Annotated in this window: 17 protein-coding genes and 1 tRNA gene; 3 read left to right on the forward strand and 15 right to left on the reverse strand. The window is 45.4% G+C overall.

The window, feature by feature from the left end; genetic code table 11:
• Positions 1-31: 31 nt before the first annotated feature.
• From LEP1GSC058_RS03985 to LEP1GSC058_RS04035, 11 genes are all read right to left on the reverse strand, one after another.
• Complete coding sequence (locus LEP1GSC058_RS03985) at positions 32-1,057, reverse strand: multicopper oxidase domain-containing protein (RefSeq protein ID WP_016548238.1); 1,026 nt, start codon at positions 1,055-1,057, stop codon at positions 32-34.
• A gap of 12 nt (positions 1,058-1,069) precedes the next feature.
• Positions 1,070-1,384: a PLDc N-terminal domain-containing protein gene (locus tag LEP1GSC058_RS03990; protein ID WP_016547814.1), complete on the reverse strand. Its 315-nt coding sequence runs from the start codon at positions 1,382-1,384 to the stop codon at positions 1,070-1,072.
• Positions 1,385-1,449: 65 nt separating this feature from the next.
• Entirely contained in the window at positions 1,450-3,447 is a 1,998-nt protein-coding gene (locus LEP1GSC058_RS03995) for a PLDc N-terminal domain-containing protein (RefSeq protein ID WP_039947951.1), read from the reverse strand.
• 109 nt (positions 3,448-3,556) lie between these two features.
• Positions 3,557-5,017: a Na+/H+ antiporter NhaC gene (gene nhaC / locus LEP1GSC058_RS04000; RefSeq protein WP_016548023.1), complete on the reverse strand. Its 1,461-nt coding sequence runs from the start codon at positions 5,015-5,017 to the stop codon at positions 3,557-3,559.
• Positions 5,014-5,919 carry an RluA family pseudouridine synthase gene (locus LEP1GSC058_RS04005; protein WP_016547793.1) on the reverse strand — a complete coding sequence of 302 codons (906 nt, stop codon included), beginning with the start codon at positions 5,917-5,919 and terminating at the stop codon, positions 5,014-5,016. Before LEP1GSC058_RS04005 ends, nhaC begins: the two co-directional genes overlap by 4 nt.
• A gap of 50 nt (positions 5,920-5,969) precedes the next feature.
• Positions 5,970-7,274, reverse strand: coding sequence for a PilZ domain-containing protein (locus tag LEP1GSC058_RS04010; RefSeq protein ID WP_039947953.1), 1,305 nt, complete (start codon positions 7,272-7,274; stop codon positions 5,970-5,972).
• 230 nt (positions 7,275-7,504) lie between these two features.
• Positions 7,505-9,772 carry an alpha-hydroxy-acid oxidizing protein gene (locus tag LEP1GSC058_RS04015; RefSeq protein ID WP_039947954.1) on the reverse strand — a complete coding sequence of 756 codons (2,268 nt, stop codon included), beginning with the start codon at positions 9,770-9,772 and terminating at the stop codon, positions 7,505-7,507.
• Complete coding sequence (mnmA, locus tag LEP1GSC058_RS04020; RefSeq protein ID WP_016547842.1) at positions 9,769-10,926, reverse strand: tRNA 2-thiouridine(34) synthase MnmA; 1,158 nt, start codon at positions 10,924-10,926, stop codon at positions 9,769-9,771. The genes LEP1GSC058_RS04015 and mnmA overlap by 4 nt, the downstream gene beginning before the upstream one ends.
• A complete protein-coding gene (locus LEP1GSC058_RS04025; protein WP_016547892.1) occupies positions 10,919-11,974 on the reverse strand; it encodes a pepsin/retropepsin-like aspartic protease family protein in 1,056 nt (351 codons plus the stop codon). The genes mnmA and LEP1GSC058_RS04025 overlap by 8 nt, the downstream gene beginning before the upstream one ends.
• 63 nt (positions 11,975-12,037) lie before the next feature.
• Positions 12,038-12,268 carry a hypothetical protein gene (locus LEP1GSC058_RS04030; protein WP_010569328.1) on the reverse strand — a complete coding sequence of 77 codons (231 nt, stop codon included), beginning with the start codon at positions 12,266-12,268 and terminating at the stop codon, positions 12,038-12,040.
• Positions 12,269-12,356: 88 nt separating this feature from the next.
• Positions 12,357-13,421: a sensor domain-containing diguanylate cyclase gene (locus LEP1GSC058_RS04035; RefSeq protein WP_039947955.1), complete on the reverse strand. Its 1,065-nt coding sequence runs from the start codon at positions 13,419-13,421 to the stop codon at positions 12,357-12,359.
• A 196-nt stretch (positions 13,422-13,617) separates the two neighbouring features.
• Here LEP1GSC058_RS04035 and LEP1GSC058_RS04040 point away from each other — a divergent pair.
• Positions 13,618-13,690, forward strand: a tRNA-Met gene (locus LEP1GSC058_RS04040).
• Positions 13,691-13,815: 125 nt separating this feature from the next.
• On the opposite strand, the gene proC is transcribed toward LEP1GSC058_RS04040, so the two are convergent.
• The 3 genes from proC to LEP1GSC058_RS04055 are packed head-to-tail and all read right to left on the reverse strand — an operon-like array spanning position 13,816 to position 15,973.
• Positions 13,816-14,598, reverse strand: a complete 783-nt coding sequence (gene proC, locus LEP1GSC058_RS04045) for a pyrroline-5-carboxylate reductase (protein WP_016548291.1) — start codon at positions 14,596-14,598, stop codon at positions 13,816-13,818.
• Complete coding sequence (locus LEP1GSC058_RS04050; RefSeq protein WP_016548008.1) at positions 14,595-15,260, reverse strand: YggS family pyridoxal phosphate-dependent enzyme; 666 nt, start codon at positions 15,258-15,260, stop codon at positions 14,595-14,597. The genes proC and LEP1GSC058_RS04050 overlap by 4 nt, the downstream gene beginning before the upstream one ends.
• A 17-nt stretch (positions 15,261-15,277) precedes the next feature.
• Positions 15,278-15,973, reverse strand: coding sequence for a lipoprotein (locus tag LEP1GSC058_RS04055; protein ID WP_016548224.1), 696 nt, complete (start codon positions 15,971-15,973; stop codon positions 15,278-15,280).
• Positions 15,974-16,073: 100 nt separating this feature from the next.
• Here LEP1GSC058_RS04055 and LEP1GSC058_RS04060 point away from each other — a divergent pair, with 100 nt between their 5' ends.
• A complete protein-coding gene (locus tag LEP1GSC058_RS04060; RefSeq protein WP_016547985.1) occupies positions 16,074-16,823 on the forward strand; it encodes a flagellar filament outer layer protein FlaA in 750 nt (249 codons plus the stop codon).
• On the opposite strand, the gene LEP1GSC058_RS04065 is transcribed toward LEP1GSC058_RS04060, so the two are convergent.
• The gene (locus LEP1GSC058_RS04065) at positions 16,795-17,412 is read right to left on the reverse strand and encodes an HAD family hydrolase (RefSeq protein ID WP_016547914.1); all 618 of its coding nucleotides are present in this window, start codon (positions 17,410-17,412) and stop codon (positions 16,795-16,797) included. The genes LEP1GSC058_RS04060 and LEP1GSC058_RS04065 overlap by 29 nt on opposite strands.
• Before the next feature lie 6 nt (positions 17,413-17,418).
• On the opposite strand from LEP1GSC058_RS04065, the gene LEP1GSC058_RS04070 reads away from it, so the two are divergent.
• Positions 17,419-18,654, forward strand: coding sequence for a 3-deoxy-D-manno-octulosonic acid transferase (locus tag LEP1GSC058_RS04070; RefSeq protein WP_016548082.1), 1,236 nt, complete (start codon positions 17,419-17,421; stop codon positions 18,652-18,654).
• Positions 18,655-18,688: the final 34 nt, after the last annotated feature.

The raw sequence follows: 18,688 nt of genomic DNA on the forward strand, positions 1-18,688 counted from the left end.
TAATAACTCGGACAAACGATCTCTATGCGATTCATACCGCTACGATCCATCCCATTGCTCCCCTATCCGCCATATAAGTCTGGTGAGGATGGAACATATATCTTCCCCGTTTCGTTAAAGTAAATTCCACAATCACTCTTTCAGTTTGCCCCAGGGTGACTACGTCCGTATGCTCGTCAGGTGTCAGTTTCGTCCCCGTTCTAAAAACATCGAACGTCTGAGAATGGAGATGAAAGGAAGCGATCGGATCGAACTCGGTCATATTCGCAATGTATAATCTAACTTTCTTTCCGACCGGAACCTTAATCGGAAAGCGATCATAAAATCCTGCCATTCCGTTCCAGGAATAAATATCGTTCCTACCCGATTCATTTAAATCCCAACCGGAAAGAATCAGCATATATTCAAGTGCCAGCGGTCTACCTCCGGGCGGATCCACGATAAATCCTCCGTACAATCCTTTAGACATATGGCTCGACAACGGAGGAACGTGACAATGATAGGGATGAAATCCGACGGGGCCGCCCTGGATTTTATATAATCGTTCCCCTCCCGGAACTACCGGTTCCCATCCGTCTTCTTGCGGATCATGAGTTCCGTGAAAATGAATGGAATGCGGATGAGCGGATTGATTACGAAAAAGAATTTCCATTCTCTGACCTTCCCGCGCTCTAAGAACTCTACCCGGAACGACGCCGTCGAAAGTCCAAGCATTTACGATCGTATTATGTGCGACCGTCAACGGCATTTCTATAATGTTAATTTCCGTTTGAAAGGACCCGCCTGGGGGTGGCAGAGGCAAAGACTTATGCAATTCCATTCGGTCCAGAAAACCGGAATCGATAAACATGGGTGGATGGACCATACTTCCGTAGGAGTTCCCCCCGATAGCCCCGGGAAGTCGAACGGAAGCGGGATTTGAATTGATGGAGGTAGGAGCCGTTTTGCAGAAGGCGGGATCGTCTTTTTTTCCGGAACCGATTCTTGCCAACCCCGTTCCTGCGGCCAAACCGACTCCGCCGAGTCCTAACCAGCGCAGGAATTCCTTACGATCCATTCGTAACCTCTATTAAAATTTTGCCAACGAGGAGACAAGGATCACTAAAATTAGTAAGCCTCCCCCGCCGTAAACTAGAGACTTCTTAGCCCAATCCGGTATCTTAGATCCGCCGAAGATATGATAGGCCCCGGCGCCTAAAAGTGGAACTACCACGATTGCGGCTGTCCACAAACTTCCTTGCTTAGGAGTGACATCCTCCCTCTTGGCTAAATCGACGAGAGCCAAAGAAGCCCATAACGCGAAAAGAATGTAAGGAAGGTAGTAACCGTAAAAATTAAATAGAAGCGTAAAAAACCCGGGTTCAAAAATTTCATTCGTATTCATAAAAATCTCCTAATATACTAAAATACCGACTCGTTCGATCCAAAAAAAATCGCCATTTTTTTACATCAACCGCCTACGCTCCCGATTATGATTCCTGCCAAAATTATCAAGAACGCCAGGCTAAAGCCGAAACCTGTCCCCAGTAAAGTATGTCTCAACCATTTGGGAATTTCGCTCTTTCCAAATAATAGATAGGAGGCGCCGCCGATATACGGCACAAAGGCAATGAAGGCAAGCCAACCGAATCGGTTCGATTTTCCCGGATGCAAATAAATCAAGTCCGCTACGCTCAAACTCGTCAAACAAACGTACAGGAGCATCGGAAGAATATAACCGAACCAACGGAAAAGCAACACTTGAAGATCGAGAGGCCTGGGTAAAGACAAACTTCCTAGAACGTTTCCGAACTTGGGTTTTCGTTCGGCGAGTATTTTCTTCGACTCTTCCGGAAGAGCGATCTTCTTCAAATTCAATCCGAAATCTTCGTAGGGATGAATCGCGGGTTTTACCGGAGCTCCCGCTCCTCCTGGAATATTTTTTTGGAGAGGCGGAACCGGTTGGCTTTTCCAATCCCCGCTTCGGAAGCGTCCTAACGTCGCGTCGACCATAAGGGAAAGAATATTATAAGTTGGCAAGAGTTCCCCACCGGCAGGGATTCGCATTCCACCGTTGCATGAAGAAATTTTTTCTAGCATAGGCGGAATAGAAGTTTGAAACTTATTCTTGGAAAAACAATTTCCTATACTTATCGGTCCGTTCAGGCTCAGGTCTCCGAGTCCGGACGAATGAACTATATTTTCTTCCACAATATTCGAATGGGAAAGCCAGAAGTTCTCATCCAAGTTAGGTAGAATCGCGATCCCGAAGTTATCGTGCCCGATAATCACATTATTCTTAATTACGTTCCTTAGCCCCCCTGCGATCAAGACTCCGGTTCCGTACGACGGATATTCCAAAGCCTTAACAGGTGCGTTAAGGTTATTATTATCATAAATTAAATTGCTTAGAATCGTAGTTTCGCGTTCCGGAGGGAGTAACTCCCGATCGAGAGAATTAGGCGCTAACCCGACAATATTATTTCGCCAGATGGAACTTAGGATGTATAAATCTCCTCCAGCATTCGTGCCGGAATATCCCAACGCGCTGTTCTCCGAAATTAAATCGTACAAAATTGCACGGCAGGGATAGCACTGTCCGACATAAATTCCGGAATCAGGAGAGCCGGAAGCATAAGAATGTTCCAGTACTCCATTGCTTGAATCGAATGCGTAAATTCCATAGTCTCCGTTATTGTATGCGGTTAAATAAGAACCCCGGTAACCTTTGACTCCTGTCCAGAAAAAGCCGTTTAAGGTCGCGTTTCTGGCTGTCATATTTTCGATTGCAACGCCGTTCGCTCCCACTACGATAACCCCATTTCCCCGTTGGAATTGTCCGTCTAGGATGACTTTATTTCTGTCAGTTCCTCGTAGAGTAATCGAAGGTGTCGTTACGACTACCTCTTCGTAATATACCCCTTCGTCTATCAATACAAGATCGCCTGGGGACGCTGCATCGACTGCATTTTGAATAGTGGGATAAATTTGCGGGACTTTACGAGTGACACCAGAGAAAGTTTCGACGGACTTCCAGGATTTTCCCGCCTTCGCCGCAGGATTAAAAGGGACATTACCGACTACGATATCCCCGACCATTCCCTGCTTGCCGTCCGGAGAAGCGTGGAAGGAACAAAAATAAGGAAACACTCCTTCCTTCGGAAATGTAACTTTTACTTTTGCGCCCCTAGGCATCACCAAATTACCGTACGCTTTTTCCGTTGACCAGGATCGATCCACGCCGATCGCATTATGCGGGTTTGCTCCGGTATTCACGAATTCGATCACCCCCCCGATCGGGATTCTTTGCATCGGTGGAGAGAAGGCATTATCGACCATCACAATATGCGCGAAACCTTCCGTTCCCCCGTCCTTGCTACAGGAAGAAATAATCCCTCCGAATAGAATCCCAAAGACTAATAGTCCTAGCCAGGGAAGCAACCTGACGTGTTTCCTGTGAATCGACATCGGAACTCCTCTCGTTTATGAGCTTTTGCTCATCTTTTACAATTATCGTACAAAAACAATATTGATACAATCATTTTTTAAAAAGTTTATTTTCAATCAATTGTTATTATTAAGAATTTGAAGCCGTTTCTTTAGCGGGCATTTTTCCTGCCCAACCGAACCCGAGCCAACCAGTTATTAAGGAAAGAATCGGTGAAAGTAAATTCAAAAACGCGAAGGGAAGATATACTAGAGTAGGAACTCCTAATGCGGCGGCCATAAAGGAGCCGCAAGAGTTCCAGGGAACCAAAGCGGAAGTCATCGTTCCTGAGTCTTCCAACACTCGCGACAGGTTTCGAGGATCGATTCCTCTTCTTACATATGCCTCATGGAACATTTTTCCGGGCACGACGATCGCTAAATATTGATCCGCGCAAAGTAGATTCACCCCGATACAAGTAAGCACGGTGCTCGAAAATAGGGAACCTTTTGTTTTCACTCTTTTTAAAATGAAATCGGCTATCGTTTTAGTCATTCCTCCACCCTCCATTGTTCCGGCGTAAAACATTGCCGATAAAATCAACCAAACGGTGGAGAGCATGGAAGACATTCCTCCTCGAGACAATAAATCATCGACGACGGGTTGTCCCGTTTTTACCTTCGTTCCTTCCGAAGCGGCTAATAGAAGTTTCTGAAATGCTGTAGATATCGCGGCTTTCCAATCTCCCGATTGTCCATACAAATCGGCTTGAGTAAATAGAGCCAGAACGGCTCCGGAGAGAATTCCTATAAACAATGCGGGGACCGCGGAGACTCGTAGGTAAATCATGAAAAACGTCAAGAAAGGCGGTATGAGAAGATACCAACCGATTTCCCAGCCTGAACGCAATGCACTTACTACCGGCAGAACTGCGACCGAAGTTTCTCCTGCTCCGAGATTAAGCCCTAATCCGAGAAAGGTAAATGCCGCCATACAGAGCAAAAAAAGCGGAACCGTCATCCTAGCCATATTACGAATATGTGATACTAAAGGAACTCCGGTGATGGAGGACGCCAGATTCGTAGTTTCGGAAAAAGGGGAAAGCTTATCTCCGAAGTATGCTCCCGAAACGATAGCTCCGGCGACCATTCCCAAAGGAATTCCCAGTGCGGCTCCGACTCCGACCAAAGCCACGCCAACCGTTCCGGCCGTCGACCAGGAACTTCCGGTCGCTAAGGACACGACCGATGAAAGTACCAATGCCGACGGTAAGAAAACGGATGGACGAAGAAGCTCGAGACCCCAAACGATTAACCCCGGAACGATACCCGATCGAATCCATATACCGATTAAGGCTCCGATCAATAATAGGATGAGAATCGGTTGAAGAACGTTTCGCATAGAGTCCAATACGGTTTCTTCAAGTCGTTCCCAAGGGATTCCCCTCAATCTAGAAATTCCTGCTGAGAGCGCCGCCGCGCTAAACAAAAGAATCTGTGCCGGCCCCTCCGCAATTCCTCGACCGAAAACGAATCCGGCTCCCGTTAAAGACAAAACCAAAAAAGCAAAAGGAATTAATGAAATTGCGAGTCCGGGGCCCTCTCGATTCATATCCGCATATCCTCGGGAAGAGGAGAGAAAATGCTTACCCGCTTTTTAAAATACGGATGCGGAAACTTTAAGGATATTGCATGCAAAGCTTGTCTCTCTCTCCCGAGCCGATCCATCAAATTCGGTTGCCTACCCTCTATAAAATCTAAAAATACCGTTTCGTCAACTCCGTAGAGCTTATCTCCGATTAATGGAAATCCTAGAGAGAAGAGAGTTGCTCGAATTTGATGGTTTCTGCCCGTCTTAGGAAAGCAAAGAATACGGGAGAATCGTTTTCCATCTAAAAAACCTCCGCTTACCAATCGAAATTCCGTGCTGCTCGTCTCCCAATCTTCGGTCGGCATGTCCGGAATTCTAGGGTCGGACGGATAATAGAATCCCCTTTTTTTCCGAATTTTAGATCCGGCATCGGAACCTATCCAACCTGAGGCAACGAGTCGTTTCGGAAAATCTCCCCAAACCAAACTGGCGTATATTTTATGCACCTTCCGATTCGAAAAGAGGAAGGATAAACGGGAGGCGGTTTCCGCATCTTTGCCAAACAAAACAATGCCTGAAGTTTCCCGGTCCAGACGATTTACTAAATGCGGACGTCCGAATCTTCCGTCGGCTTCCAAAATATCTACGAGATTATTCTTTCGATAGCGCCCGGCAGCATGTACCGGCAAATCTCCGGATTTACTAACGGCAAAGAAACGTTCTTCATCATGAAGCAGAGAAAATCGGATATCGACGCTCGGTTCGGGGGAATCGGAGGGAAGATATTCGACTTCGTCCCCCTCTCTTAAAATATGCGATGCCTTACAAGGCTTTCCATCCAATAATATGTTTCCGTCGGACAAATGCTTTTTCCAACTCGAACGGGAAAGATAAGTAAACCGTTTCGCTAAAAAGAGGTCCAATCGTTCACCTGCCTCTTCTCTTCCGACTCGAATGCGAAGCGCAGTTTGATTCAGATCTTTTCTCCGGAATCGAATCCCATTTCAGGAATCTCCTCCATGACTGAACTATCCGATTCGGAATGGGGAATTTCCGTAACTACCTCCTGAGATTCGGAATCGCCTTCGATTGTTTTTGCGCCCAGCGAGTTCCCAACTGTCGGAATTTCGTCCTGATTCAATTCTCCGGAACCTGCGGATTCTTCCTCCGCTTTCTTTTCCTCCGAACTTGGAGCCTGCTTACCGCCGTCCTTTCCAAGTTTGGAATCGACAAACTGATTTAAAATCTCCTCTTCTCTCGGATTCAAATTGAAGAACTGACAACCGACACGAAACATTTTATCCGTATTCGCAATATTTCGAATCACGGCACGAAACGTCCCCTTGAGTTCTTTATTCAATTGCAAATCGAATAACAGAGTCTCACCGACGGCAAAACTTCGGGAAAAGAAGATGGATTGCTGATGAAAAAAACCCAGTCCATTTCTACTAATGTCTTCCACTTGGCATTTTTCTTTCGATTCTTGGAAAAAGCCCGAGCCTATCACATCGCGTGAAATCGCTGCCGAAAAAAGGGTAATCTTATTATAATCTTCCGTATTCATCGGCTTTTCCGAAAGCACCTGGATATATCCTAGCGGAGTGTAGTTTTTATATCTTATAAGTACGCAAATTTCCGAAACGAAACGGGACTCGATTTTATTTAATGAGATCAGTTTCAAATACTCTTCCATCGGGACAAAATTGACCCCTCCGGAACTTCTATCATGACGATCAATGATAAAGATAGACTGCTCGAAATTGTACATGATCCTGAGACGGTTATCCATCCGATCCGAAAAATATACGAGCGAATCGTTATAGCTTTCTTTGATGCGTTTGGAATGTCTTTGGATAATCTCATCCACGGACTTATCCACAAAACCCAATGATTTTCTTAGATGCTGTTGGTTGATGATATTATAAATGATGATCGGTTCGCTATTTGCATTTTCAAATTCGATTCGTCCTTGAGCCCTCTTCGCCTCGGATACCTTTACGGCCTGGACTCTAAGCAATTCCAAACCGTTGCTTTCATTACGCGCTTCGACGGTAAAAACGCCATGGAAAAAATGATAGTTATGCGTTAGAAAAAGAATACGAATCTTTTCGTTAGTGGGTTTACCCGGAACGGACACGAGGAGAAAAAGATTATCCTTAATACCGACGACTTTTACCGGATAGGAACGTCCCTTAATATCCACGGATACGGGAAGGCGTGTAAATAGTGTCTGGAGAATTTTCCCCAATGCATCGGCTTCCTTTACCGTTTTATCCAAGGCTTTCCCCCGAAAGAATTAGCAATCAGACAATCAAGAGACGAATTTACTTATACCCTTCACAATGGGAAGAAATTTCCATTCGAATTTTCTGAAAGCGATTGAATAGGGAAATCTTGAAAGACCGCCTATATAAAAGTATATATTCCATTCACCGACGGATTCTACGACTTTTGAGTTATTAAAAAATCTCTTCTTTCCGGAATTTTATGACAGCGGACAAAATCGACCTAGTTTACACGCTCTTCTTCTTTCTTTTTAAAAATAAATTCGCGTTTGATCTCGGAGATTTTGGAAGCCCCGACAGTATTCATAGCTTGAAGTAGAGTTTCAGTATATTGTCCAATCAAGAATCGAACACCGGCGACTCCCCCTCCAACTGCGGAAATTGCCATCGGTCTTCCGACCAAAACCGTATCCGCGCCCAGCGCATGCATTTTAAAAGCATCTGCTCCGCTTCTAATGCCGCCATCCACGGAGATATGAATTTTCGTGCCTATAGAATCCCGAATCGACGAAAGGACTCTTGCGGTTCCGGGCATATCGTCAAGTACCCTGCCACCGTGATTGGAAACCACGATACCGTTAGCTCCCGCATCCACGGCCAAGCAGGCATCCTCGGGAGTCATAATCCCTTTTAGAATGAACGGAAGTTTGGTTAAGGACCGGATTCGAGACAAAGCGTCTAAGTTTCGGGTAATCGAAGGTATTTTCTTTTGAACCATCGTTTTAAAATTTACCGCATCGATATCCATGCCCAGCGCGATGATTCCTCTTTCTTCCGCTTCCTGGAACCGTTCCTTCAGCAATCCCTCGTCTTCTCTAGGTTTGCAAATTAAAATTCCCTTTCCGCCGACTTTAGACAATGCATCGAGCATTACCGAATATTTTTCAGGGCTAGCGCCGTCGCCTAACCAAGCAACGGTGCCCGAGGCAATACAACCCTCCAACAGGGTGTACGCTAACGTGTATTCATCCATTGCTCCGTTCATATTGGTAATCGCACCGGTCATCGGAGCCGCCATTATGGAAGTGGAAAGCTTTTGGCCTAAGAATTCGATCTCCGTGGACGCGTGTACGTGTTCGCGAATATAGCGGGGAAGAATTGCATATTCCGCCAAGGCATTTATGTTATCCTGAAACGTGAGCATTCTTCCGACCCCGCCCATTCCTGGAACCCCGGAGGCGCAGTCGGTTCCGTCGCAAACTTTGCAAACCCAACAAATTTCCTTTCCAAATCTGATTCTTGCATTTTGGGCGATCTCTTTATCCGAAACGGAATAAAGTTCGTCGCAGGTGAATCGAACTGTAGCACGCACCGAGTCGAAGATTTTCTCCGCGTCGGACAACGTATCCGCAGTGATGATAACATGTCCGGTCTTCTCGATATTGTTTGTCGGCTCCGGGATGATATCTCCGATTTTGTGCAGCAAAAAAATATCGGTGACTCCGTCGATCTTCTTGGCCTCTTCGAATCCTTCGATCGCGAGAAGCTTTCCCTTAGGCGCAAGTAATGCCCGCTCTATCGAAACGCGCTTATATAAAGGTTCGAGATTATCCGGTTCCTCTCCGAGAGCTATTAGGATTGCCGCGCGATTCAAATTGATCCCGCTTGAAAGAGGAAAAGTAAATGCGGACATAAAACCACCCGACAATCTAGCGGCGATTTCTCCGATCTTCACTCCGTCGGGAGTGACTTTTATATCCCCTTTGCCTGCACCCCTATGAATCCCGAGCGCTTTCATACCCCGAAACATAACATCTTCGATTTCTTTCAAAACGGATTCGGAAAGCGCCGATGGCATATTATGGCCCATCTCTATAAAATACGGCTCGCGCTCGATGATTCGGTCGGCGATTCCGGTGATTGCATAATTCCCGTCCCAGGCTAATGCATCGACAGATACTTCGGGACCCGGCATGTATTCTTCTAGGATCATTTCTCCTGTCGGTGAATATTTCTTAGCATGTTTAAAAGCGGCCTGCAACTCTTCGCGATTATTGACTTTTACCACTCCGCGAGCGCCCATATTATCCGCAGGTTTCATCACTAACGGAAATTTCAAAAACTCTAATGCATCTCTGGTATCCTGAATGCTCCAGATCGCAGCAAAACCCGGAATCGGAACTCCTGCCTTTTTAAGCCGCTCCCTCATTTTTACCTTATTGGATGCCGCTTCTGCGTCAACGAAACGGATCCCGGGAAGATCCAGCGCATTCGAAACCGCAGCGACCGTCATACTCGCATCCGTTCCGGCAGTAATGACCCCGTCTACTTTGATCGTCGTCGCTAACTTTTTGGATTCGCGCACCATTCCTTCGATATCCTTCGTGGACATTACCAACGGAAGATCACAAATCTTTAATCCGGGAGCTTCGGGATTCATATCCGCAACGATCGTCCGAAGTTGCATCGTCTTTGCGGTTTGGATGATGGGAACCTGTAAGAGGCCCCCACCCACTATCAGGATGGTTTTGCCTGCGACTTTCCTACTCACGGAAAAACGGCTGCTCCGATTTCCCGAATTTCGTCGGTTTTCTCAAGAATCCGTTCGACGGTTTGAATGCTTCCTTTTCGAATGATTCCCCCGGCCAATAAATAATTCTCATCCTTAGGATAGAATATAGCCGATTGCCCCGGGGCCACTCCTTTAACATCCTCTATGGGGAAAACGCGAATCGAGGAATCTTCTTCCTGTCTGATCTTGGCGAGAATCGGTCGAGAACGATAACGAACTTGCACTCGACATTCTTCTTCTTGGCCCGGTCGTAGCGGAGACCATGCTTGAAAATTTAAATCTTCAACGAGAAACGATTCCACGAACGTTTCCCTATCTTCACCTAAAATTACGGTGCCATCATCCTCGATGGATAGAACGTACAAAGGGTTTTTCCAAGCGATTCCAAGACCTTTGCGCTGACCGATGGTAAAATTTTCCTTTCCCGAATGCTTTCCTACAATTCGGCCGTCACGCAGCTTAAAGAACCCCGGAGTAAAGTCCACATTTTTGCGGGCCAAAAACTTTCTATAATCGTTTTCAGGAATAAAACATATTTCCTGGGATTCCGCCTTTTCCGCGACGGGTAAACCCATTCTTCTAGCAATATCGCGAACTTCCGGCTTTGTCATTCCGCCTAACGGAAATAATACGTTCTTCAAGTTTTCCTGCGAAAGTCCGTATAGGTAATAAGCTTGGTTTTTATTTTGGTCGATCGCATCCGCAATTGCGTATCGCCCGTCGACTTCTACGACTTTGGAATAATGACCGGTGGCGATTTTATCGATTCCTAACGCTTTAGCTTTTTCGAATAATGCTCCGAACTTTACGAAAGTATTGCATTCAACGCAGGGATTAGGAGTCTTTCCGTCCTTATAATCGTTCACAAAACGATCGATCACTTTCTCTTGAAAAACCTTTTCCATCTTGATTACGTAAAAAGGAATATTCAAAGAAAGACCTACGTCTCTCGCATCCCGGATATCTTCCGGGGAACAACAGGATTTTTTTGTGGTATCGCAGGCGGGAGCCTCATACTCCCAGGTTCGAAGGTTCACTCCGATGACTTCGTAACCTTCTTCCATCAGGAGTCCCGCAGTTACGGCGCTATCCACCCCGCCGCTCATTGCTACGATGATCTTCCCTTTACTCATGACCTACACCAGTTTCCTTTCCTACTATACCAATAAGACTCCGTTTTGTGTCCAAAAGAATTCGGTAGTTTTCTAGCCAATTCCGACCGAGGATTCCTCGTATCCCCTTATTAAAATCCTGCGAAATCGCCTCTGGAGGAATTCCACCCGGAAATACTTCCAATTCGGATAAACAAAACTCCGTGGCTTCTCCCATTTTTTTTACAAAGACCGGGCAAAAGGGTTTAAAAATTCTCGTCCGAGCGGATAAACGCCCTCCTCCGAAATTGAATACCATCGTTTCGGAGCCTTCCGAGTACTGAAGTTCTTCCGCACCTCCCCATTCCATCGCCGTATATTTTGCACCCGTATCCAAGACCCAAGCTTCCATATTGATTCCCGGCGGTCTAAGGATAAAAGCCAAGGGCTGACCGGAACGAATCTGCAGATGAAAGAGATTATCTTCCTGAAACCCGGGAGCCGGTTTAGATTCCTCGGACTTCCAGAACGAAATCCGTTTCGGTAATTCTAAGAGAACGACATGACCTAGAAAGGCATTCATCCCGAGCAGACCTTGGACTCTCAATTCGGGCGGAAAAGTATGAGAGTAAAATTGGATTTCGCCGGGAACCCGCCCTCCTCTAAAAAATAGAGGAGCGGAATGAACTCTTCGTACGGATCGAATGCTGCCGCCGGGAAAACTTGCACTCAAAACTTTTGTGGGTGAATTCGTGGGAACGTGTTCTTCGGCCAAGAAAGATGCGAAGGAACCGGTATCTAAAAGAAATCGAATCGGCTCTGCGCCTTCTTCTAAGGAAAATTCCAAAACCGGCAAATGATCCACGTTACGTAGCGGAAGACGTAACCACTTTCCTCCCGGAGCTTCTTCCACATGAGTATATTCCGGAAGTAATTCCGAGAACCGGATCGGAAGGCAGAATGAAAGCGGAAAAAGAAATATTGTTAAGCGAATGAATAGGATGGAAAAATTTAAGAAGCTCTTTGCGGCTCCGACAAGTTTACTATCTTTAACCCGATAAAAACGATCCGTAAAAAAAACTATTCCCATCTTTCAACGCTCCTAATAGAGGAAACGTATTCCGACGAACCGTCAAGCAAAGGAGGAGATACGTTAGGTCAGTTTTTTAATACAACGATTGTTCGGACAACGAGTATGATCGATTACGCAATCTCTGTATTCGATTCCGGTCTTTGCATCCTTGGATTTGTATTCTATGAAGCACGCATAGGGCGAAAAATCGAATTCTTCCCGACCGAGAGCCCGATTTCGAATCCTTCTGCCTAACTCCGCTTCTTCAGTTTGGCTAAGATAGAAATGGTCCAGCGCAAGTTGTCTTTCCATGATAGATTCATCGGCAAAAACCCAAAAGACATAACCGCTGATTTTTCGCAAAATCGGAAACTAAAGGTAAAATTCCTTTCGAAAGCGCTCAATTTGAGTTGAGAGATTGGTGTATAATGGTTCTATTTTTTCCGGAATGTTTCGCCTCGTAAAGGGCCTTATCCGCTCTTTCGATCAAATCTTTGTTATTCCGGTCCGAAACCCAAAATTCGGAAACTCCGATAGAAAGAGTCACTTTAAAATCAGGTCCTCCATTCGGATTCGGAATCGAGGTCGCTTCTACAGCTTTACGAATTCGTTCCCCCATTTCGAAACCTTTCTTCAGATCGGCTCCGGGCATAACTAAGCAGAATTCCTCGCCGCCGTATCTCGCCGCAATATCATGTTTTCCTGCGCTTTCAATCAATCTTTTTGCGACTGCAATTAAGACTTCGTCTCCGGCCTGATGGCCATGAGTATCGTTAAACTTCTTAAAATTATCCACGTCCGTGAATAACAATGCGAGACCTGTCCTTTTTTTACGGCATCGCTCCATTTCTTCCTTCAGTTTTGTCTGGAAATAATGATGAACTTTTAAGCCGGTCATCATATCTACCGTAGCGAGTTCGTACAAACGCGAATTTTCCACCGCAATTCCGGCCAATGTCGACAGTGTCGTTAGAAAGTCCCGATCCTCCTCCATCCATTCGCCGAGAGTGATTTTTTCTCCCAATAATAAGAGTCCGTTCACTTTGCCTTTAGCGTTCAGAGGAATGATTAGATCGCCTCCGATCTTCCTGAGAAACTGTAGCTCGGGGCTCAAACCCATCGCCTCCTCCACTTGATCGGGAGTCATCGCCTTCAATTTGGTTTCCAAAAAAGTAACCAAAGGCGCGTCGGTCTTAATGCGGAAGCTTACGTCATCTTCGTTTAAATCGAATCCTTTAAAGCTAGGTTCCAGTTCGAAATAATTCGAATCCGCTTCGGGCGCCAGAAAAATCGCTGCGCTTAACGTTTGAAGTTGAGCAAGGCAGATATTTAAGATGGCGTCTATAAGATACTTGTAATCGAGTGTAGAGTTAAGGGCTTTACTGATCTCGATTAATTGCTTTTGATCGTAGATCTTTTTCTCATAGTACTCGATCATTAGAGGATCGTTGTCTTTTCCGATCAAGTTGGATTCTCCCATTCCGTGGTTACAATGGTTACTATTTCGCTATGCCCATATCGGCGAAGAATTTTCGACTGAAATGAAAGTCGATTTGCTCCAAGGTAGTAGCATCAAAAACGTTTCCTTGTGGAAATCAAACTCTTTTTAGTTTTTTCACTTGACTTTAAGCCCGTGCGAGTGAAACATGGTTTCAAGACACCGCGCGGTGGAGCAGCCGGTAGCTCGTTGGGCTCATAACCCAAAGGTCACAGGTTCGAATCCTGTCCGCGCTAGAGTGTCACGCCAATCTTAACATCCGTAAAAGCAAACAATTGGACGCGCAAAACTTGCGTAATTCGACAATTTGTTTTAATTTCTTTTTGAATTCTCTATAAATCTAATTCGAAAGGATTACTTATTAGGATTTACCGAGTTCTTTCGATCTTTCTGTCGCTCGTTTAACCGCTGCAAGGATTGAATAAGCGAACTTGTTTTTTTCCAACTCTTCCAAGCCGGCGATAGTTGTTCCGCCGGGAGAAGTGACGCGATTTTTCAATTCTTCTGGATGCAGGTCAGGATTTTTTTCTCTCTCTTCCATCAAGAGACTCGCGGCACCCAATACGGTATGAATGGATAGCTCTAAGGACTGACTGTATGTTAGACCTGATGCAACTCCACCTTCCGCCAAACTTTGTATAAAGCGAAAAACATAAGCCGGTCCTGATCCGGACAAACCTGTAACAGAGTCTAGCAATTCTTCCTTAGATACTTCTAAGCAATACGAGATGGGAGAAAAAATTTCTCTAACGGTCGGGTAAAGTTCAGAATCTCCGAAATAGCCTAATGCTCCTTTTTCGACGAGAATCGGCAGATTGGGCATGATTCTTACCACTTTGGATCCTTTCGGCGCAGAGTCGCGTAACGCGATGGTATCGATTCCTGCGGCTACCGAGAGGATTTTCTTAGGTGAATCTAAAGTCTTAAGAGTTTTAGAAACATCTCCCGGTTTTACGGAAATCAGCAGGAGTTCCGATTTTTTTTGAAACTCTTCCCAGTTGTTCTCCAGAAGAATTCCCTCCGCTTTCTCTGCGGGCAGATATGGATCGAAGCCGAGAACATTTTTTTTTCTATTTTTAAGCGAACGATAAATCGCTCCGCCCATGTTTCCACAACCGATGATTCCGATAGTTTCTTGGCTCATGTCCTCTCTCCGAATATTGCGCTTCCGATTCTTACGTAATCGCTTCCTTCCGATACTGCAATTCTATAATCTCCGGACATCCCCATAGAAAGTTTGGCCTCGGGAAAATAATCCTGACGAATTCGTCCTAATTCATGAAAAACGTTTCGTGTGATTTCCTCATCTCCGGAACTGGGGCCCATCGTCATTAATCCTTCTATCCTGCAAAATTCCGAAGAAAAAGAAGAATGATTTCTTAAAAATTCCAGCAGCTGGGGACGTGAGAAGCCGGATTTGGACGTTTCTTCCGTTAGATTCACTTGTAGGAAGATTCCCATTTTCCATCGATCTCTTTCCAATCGTTTTCTCAGTTCTTCCAAAGCGCCGGTCGAACCGACTCCATGAGCGTAAGAATATAGTCCGGCATATTTTCTTAAAGTTCCCGACTGCAACGGCCCGATATGATGGAGAATAAAATCCACTCCGGCTTTTCCGAAATCTGCGAACTTATCCCAACCTTCTTGCACCCGATTTTCTCCGAAATGCAGACAGCCTCCCGAAATCGCCTGAGCCACTTTTTCCTTCGGCTGAAATTTAGAGACAGCGATGATCGTAGCGGGATTTTCGGGCCGAATCGATTCGATTTCTGATCGCAATGAAGAATATTGTTCTAAAACTCCCAAGACGCAATCCTACGCTGCTACTCTTCCTTGGATTTCTTTTTCAGAGTGGACATTTCCTTTTCCAATCGTTCGACTCTTTTTTCCAAAGGAAGATTCTTTTTTGCGCGGACAGCTTTATCCGATTTTACGCCTAGTTTCTTTTCCAGTCTATTGACTCTTTTTTCCAGTGAATGCAAGCGAGTTTGCATTCTACCGGCATGAGGTTTCTTCTTTTTATATGAATGCTTTCTATGTTTACGGGCGACCCTTTCTGATTTTTTAGGGGTTTCTTCTTCGCCGCCCTTAAATTCCATAGGACGCTTGGATTTCGGTAAAGGTTGGTTTACTTCAGGATACTCTTCCCTACTCGATTCCCGCTTGCCGGTCGCCTCATCATGACGATCCGTTCCTTTAGATTTTCCTTTTTCAGGACCTAACCCGGGGACCTCGTAATCCGTTTTCGGCAAAGGTTTAGAAATTTCGTTTCCGGTCTCTTTCGGCGGTGCGAATTCCGAATCGAAATTTTGCGTCGGAGGCGGGAGTTCTTTGCTAGGTTGAACTTCGTCCAAGCCGATGATCACTCTCTCGTTCGGAGCCTGTTCGTTCGACGACGCTTGTTGATTTTTTATCCATGCGGATATTTTATCCCGCTGGAAGATTACGTAAACGATCAAGCATCCCAACAAAAGGATTAGTAATCCACCTAGAAGAGTTTTCAGAATATCCCGGTTCATACGTTTTCCTTTCTACAATATCGGCCTATTAAGGGCTACAAACGGGTAAAAAACCCCGGTTTACCTCAGGGGAAACCCTAATTCTTCCGAAAGAACTAGGGTGGCCAGGCGCGTATTATTCTGCTTACTACCGATCTTATCGATAGTTTTTATTCCCGCAAACTCATCCTGGGCTCCGCCTATCACCCGCGATCAAGACGAGGCAAGTCGAGTTTTGCAACTTGAAAAAGTACTCGGAGATTGGAAACACTACAACCTTTTTCTAGTGGATGCATTCGAAGGTTCGAGACCTTGGGAAATATACCGAGGAATTTCGTTTATCAACAGAATCGAATTCACGTCCCAAATCCCCTCCTCCGCGGCTTTCTTAAAAGAAAAAGAACTCTATAAGGAAGCTCCATCGGAAGAATATAGATCCATGATGATTCATAGCTTCTTTGAAAACCCGAAGGAGGAACATCTGGAAATCAGACCGAAAGAACCGATTCGATTGCCGATCGGCATTCCGATTCGAATTTTTTTCTGGGCCTACTCTTCCAACCATAACGCATCGATCGAAATCGTATTCCGACAAAGAAAGTCCAAAGAAGTACGCCTGGAAATCGGAGATTTAAAATTCGAGGGTTGGAAGAGAATCGAAACCAAACTTTCCGTTCCCGGTCGAAATATACGTCTCAACCAATCGCTTCGATTTCCGTTGGAAGTCAGTGCAATTCGAATCAAACCGAGTCCGTTTCAACCGAAAGGTGAATTCGTATTTTATCTGGATCGATTCGGAATACTGATCGATAATCGAGACGAAATTTACCCGGGAGCGGAGATCAAAGACAATTGGGGAACTGCTCTATAAGAAAATTACGGAGTTCCCCCGGATTCTTAGGATCGAAGCGAAAGGCATTCCAATTTAAATATCCTGCAACCTCGACATTAGTCGCATTATCATCCACGAAGACGTATTCTCTGTCCGGGTAATCCGTTTGGATCCATTGATAATATTCCTGAGCGGGTTTACGCACGCCCATTTCGCAGGAAAAGTAAAGCCGATCTAAAGAGAGCAAAAGAGAACCCACTTCCGGAAATTGGAGTAACTCCTTGTACCAAACGGAATAATTGCTGGCTAGCAGAACCTGAAATCCTTTCTCCTTCAGAGTCTTCACGATCTGAAAAGATTCCTGAATCGGATGGACCGAAGAAAACATTCGTTCCTTCAATTCCTGCGGGGATGGAAGTCCGGCGTTTCTATGAGACTCCAAGTAAAACCGGGAAAAGAATTCTTCTTCCGTGATCTGCCCTTTTTCGAAATCCAAGAAAGCTTGCCTTTCTCGGCCATTTCGAAAAGATTCCAATTGGTCCTTGGACAAGAGCGCCTTCAAAGCCGTATGAAACGGATCTTTGATGAGAGTGTCCATCAGATCGAACACGAAAAGCGGAGATCGCATACCCCAATGGTTTTCATATATCGGATTTTGACGATTCTTCTTTGGCCTCCTCTTTATGTTTTCTCATTCATTATTCCAGCAGCCCGAGAATTCCTACGAATTCGGTCGGACGACAAGAAAAAGATACTTGCGGCTTCGTTGCCCGGATCGAATCAAAGGGTGGTCTGGCTCCACGCCGCTTCGGTAGGAGAGCTGGATCAGTGTAAGGCGTTAGCCGTCGTTTTTAGAGAAAAGGAACCTGAAACTCTCATACTTCAAAGCGTATTCTCACCGTCCGTTCGTGAATCTCAATTGGATGCTTTCCCAGCGCATGTGAAATTTCATCTTCCTTTGGATTTTCCATGGGCTTACGCTTTTATTTTCGAAAAATTTCATCCGGAACTACTGATTCTCATGGCTTGGGATCGTTGGCCGAATTTATTACTCGAGGCAAGAAGGCGAGGAGCTCTTACGATTTTAGCAAGCGCGGTCTTAACTCCGCCCGAAGGTTTTTTCAAAGAGCGTTTTTATCGTTCCGTCTTCGGTTTGTTCGATCGAATTTTTCCTTCTCATACTTCCGCCGAACAAAGCTTTCGAAATTTATTGGGATCTTCCGCGAAAATCAAGACGTTGGGGGATTGTAGAATAGATACTGTGATTCGAAAAGTTGAATCGAACCCTCGACGCTTTGAAAGACCTGAGAACTATCCTTTTTCAAAAATATTTCTGCTCGCATCCACGTATGAAGAATGCGAAAATCTATTGTTACCTCTATTGTCCGAACCTTCCCTTCAGGATTTCGCGTTCTGGATTTTCCCTCATAAAACCGATTCGTCCAGAATTCAATCGGTTCTCGGCCAGGTCAAAAAGCGGACAGAAAACTATTGTCTATTTAGTTCAAAGCCCTTCGAAAAAATCGATTCGCGAGTTATCATATTCGATGTTTTAGGCCTGTTAGCTTATGCTTACCAAGTAGTGGATTTCGCCTATGTCGGAGGCGCTTTGCATAACCGAGTACACAATGTCTTGGAACCCGCGTATTTCGGTCTTCCACTATTAACCGGCCCAAGAATCGATCATTCTCCTGAGGCCAAGGAATTGAACCGTCACGGAGGACTCTTCATCATTCGAAATCGGGAAGACGTGATTCCGATCCTTTCCTTATCGGAAGAAAAAAAGACGGAGATTGCGGAAACAAATCGATCCTTCTTGGAAACCGGACGCGGAGCGGGAGATAGAATCTATAGAGCTTTGCGCGACTAAGAATCTTCAGGTCAAAGCGCCCTGGTTCGGGAGT

The sequence above is a fragment of the Leptospira fainei serovar Hurstbridge str. BUT 6 genome, from assembly GCF_000306235.2.
In the GTDB taxonomy this organism is placed as follows: domain Bacteria; phylum Spirochaetota; class Leptospiria; order Leptospirales; family Leptospiraceae; genus Leptospira_B; species Leptospira_B fainei.

What these genes read in the sequence shown, in the direction of transcription:
- LEP1GSC058_RS03985 (WP_016548238.1), bottom strand. Translation starts at nt 1,057, where the DNA reads ATGGATCGTAAGGAATTCCTGCGCTGGTTAGGACTCGGCGGAGTCGGT.
- LEP1GSC058_RS03990 (WP_016547814.1), bottom strand. Translation starts at nt 1,384, where the DNA reads ATGAATACGAATGAAATTTTTGAACCCGGGTTTTTTACGCTTCTATTT.
- LEP1GSC058_RS03995 (WP_039947951.1), bottom strand. Translation starts at nt 3,447, where the DNA reads ATGTCGATTCACAGGAAACACGTCAGGTTGCTTCCCTGGCTAGGACTA.
- nhaC (WP_016548023.1), bottom strand. Translation starts at nt 5,017, where the DNA reads ATGAATCGAGAGGGCCCCGGACTCGCAATTTCATTAATTCCTTTTGCT.
- mnmA (WP_016547842.1), bottom strand. Translation starts at nt 10,926, where the DNA reads ATGAGTAAAGGGAAGATCATCGTAGCAATGAGCGGCGGGGTGGATAGC.
- LEP1GSC058_RS04025 (WP_016547892.1), bottom strand. Translation starts at nt 11,974, where the DNA reads ATGGGAATAGTTTTTTTTACGGATCGTTTTTATCGGGTTAAAGATAGT.
- LEP1GSC058_RS04030 (WP_010569328.1), bottom strand. Translation starts at nt 12,268, where the DNA reads ATGGAAAGACAACTTGCGCTGGACCATTTCTATCTTAGCCAAACTGAA.
- proC (WP_016548291.1), bottom strand. Translation starts at nt 14,598, where the DNA reads ATGAGCCAAGAAACTATCGGAATCATCGGTTGTGGAAACATGGGCGGA.
- LEP1GSC058_RS04055 (WP_016548224.1), bottom strand. Translation starts at nt 15,973, where the DNA reads ATGAACCGGGATATTCTGAAAACTCTTCTAGGTGGATTACTAATCCTT.
- LEP1GSC058_RS04065 (WP_016547914.1), bottom strand. Translation starts at nt 17,412, where the DNA reads ATGCGATCTCCGCTTTTCGTGTTCGATCTGATGGACACTCTCATCAAA.
- LEP1GSC058_RS04070 (WP_016548082.1), top strand. Translation starts at nt 17,419, where the DNA reads ATGGTTTTCATATATCGGATTTTGACGATTCTTCTTTGGCCTCCTCTT.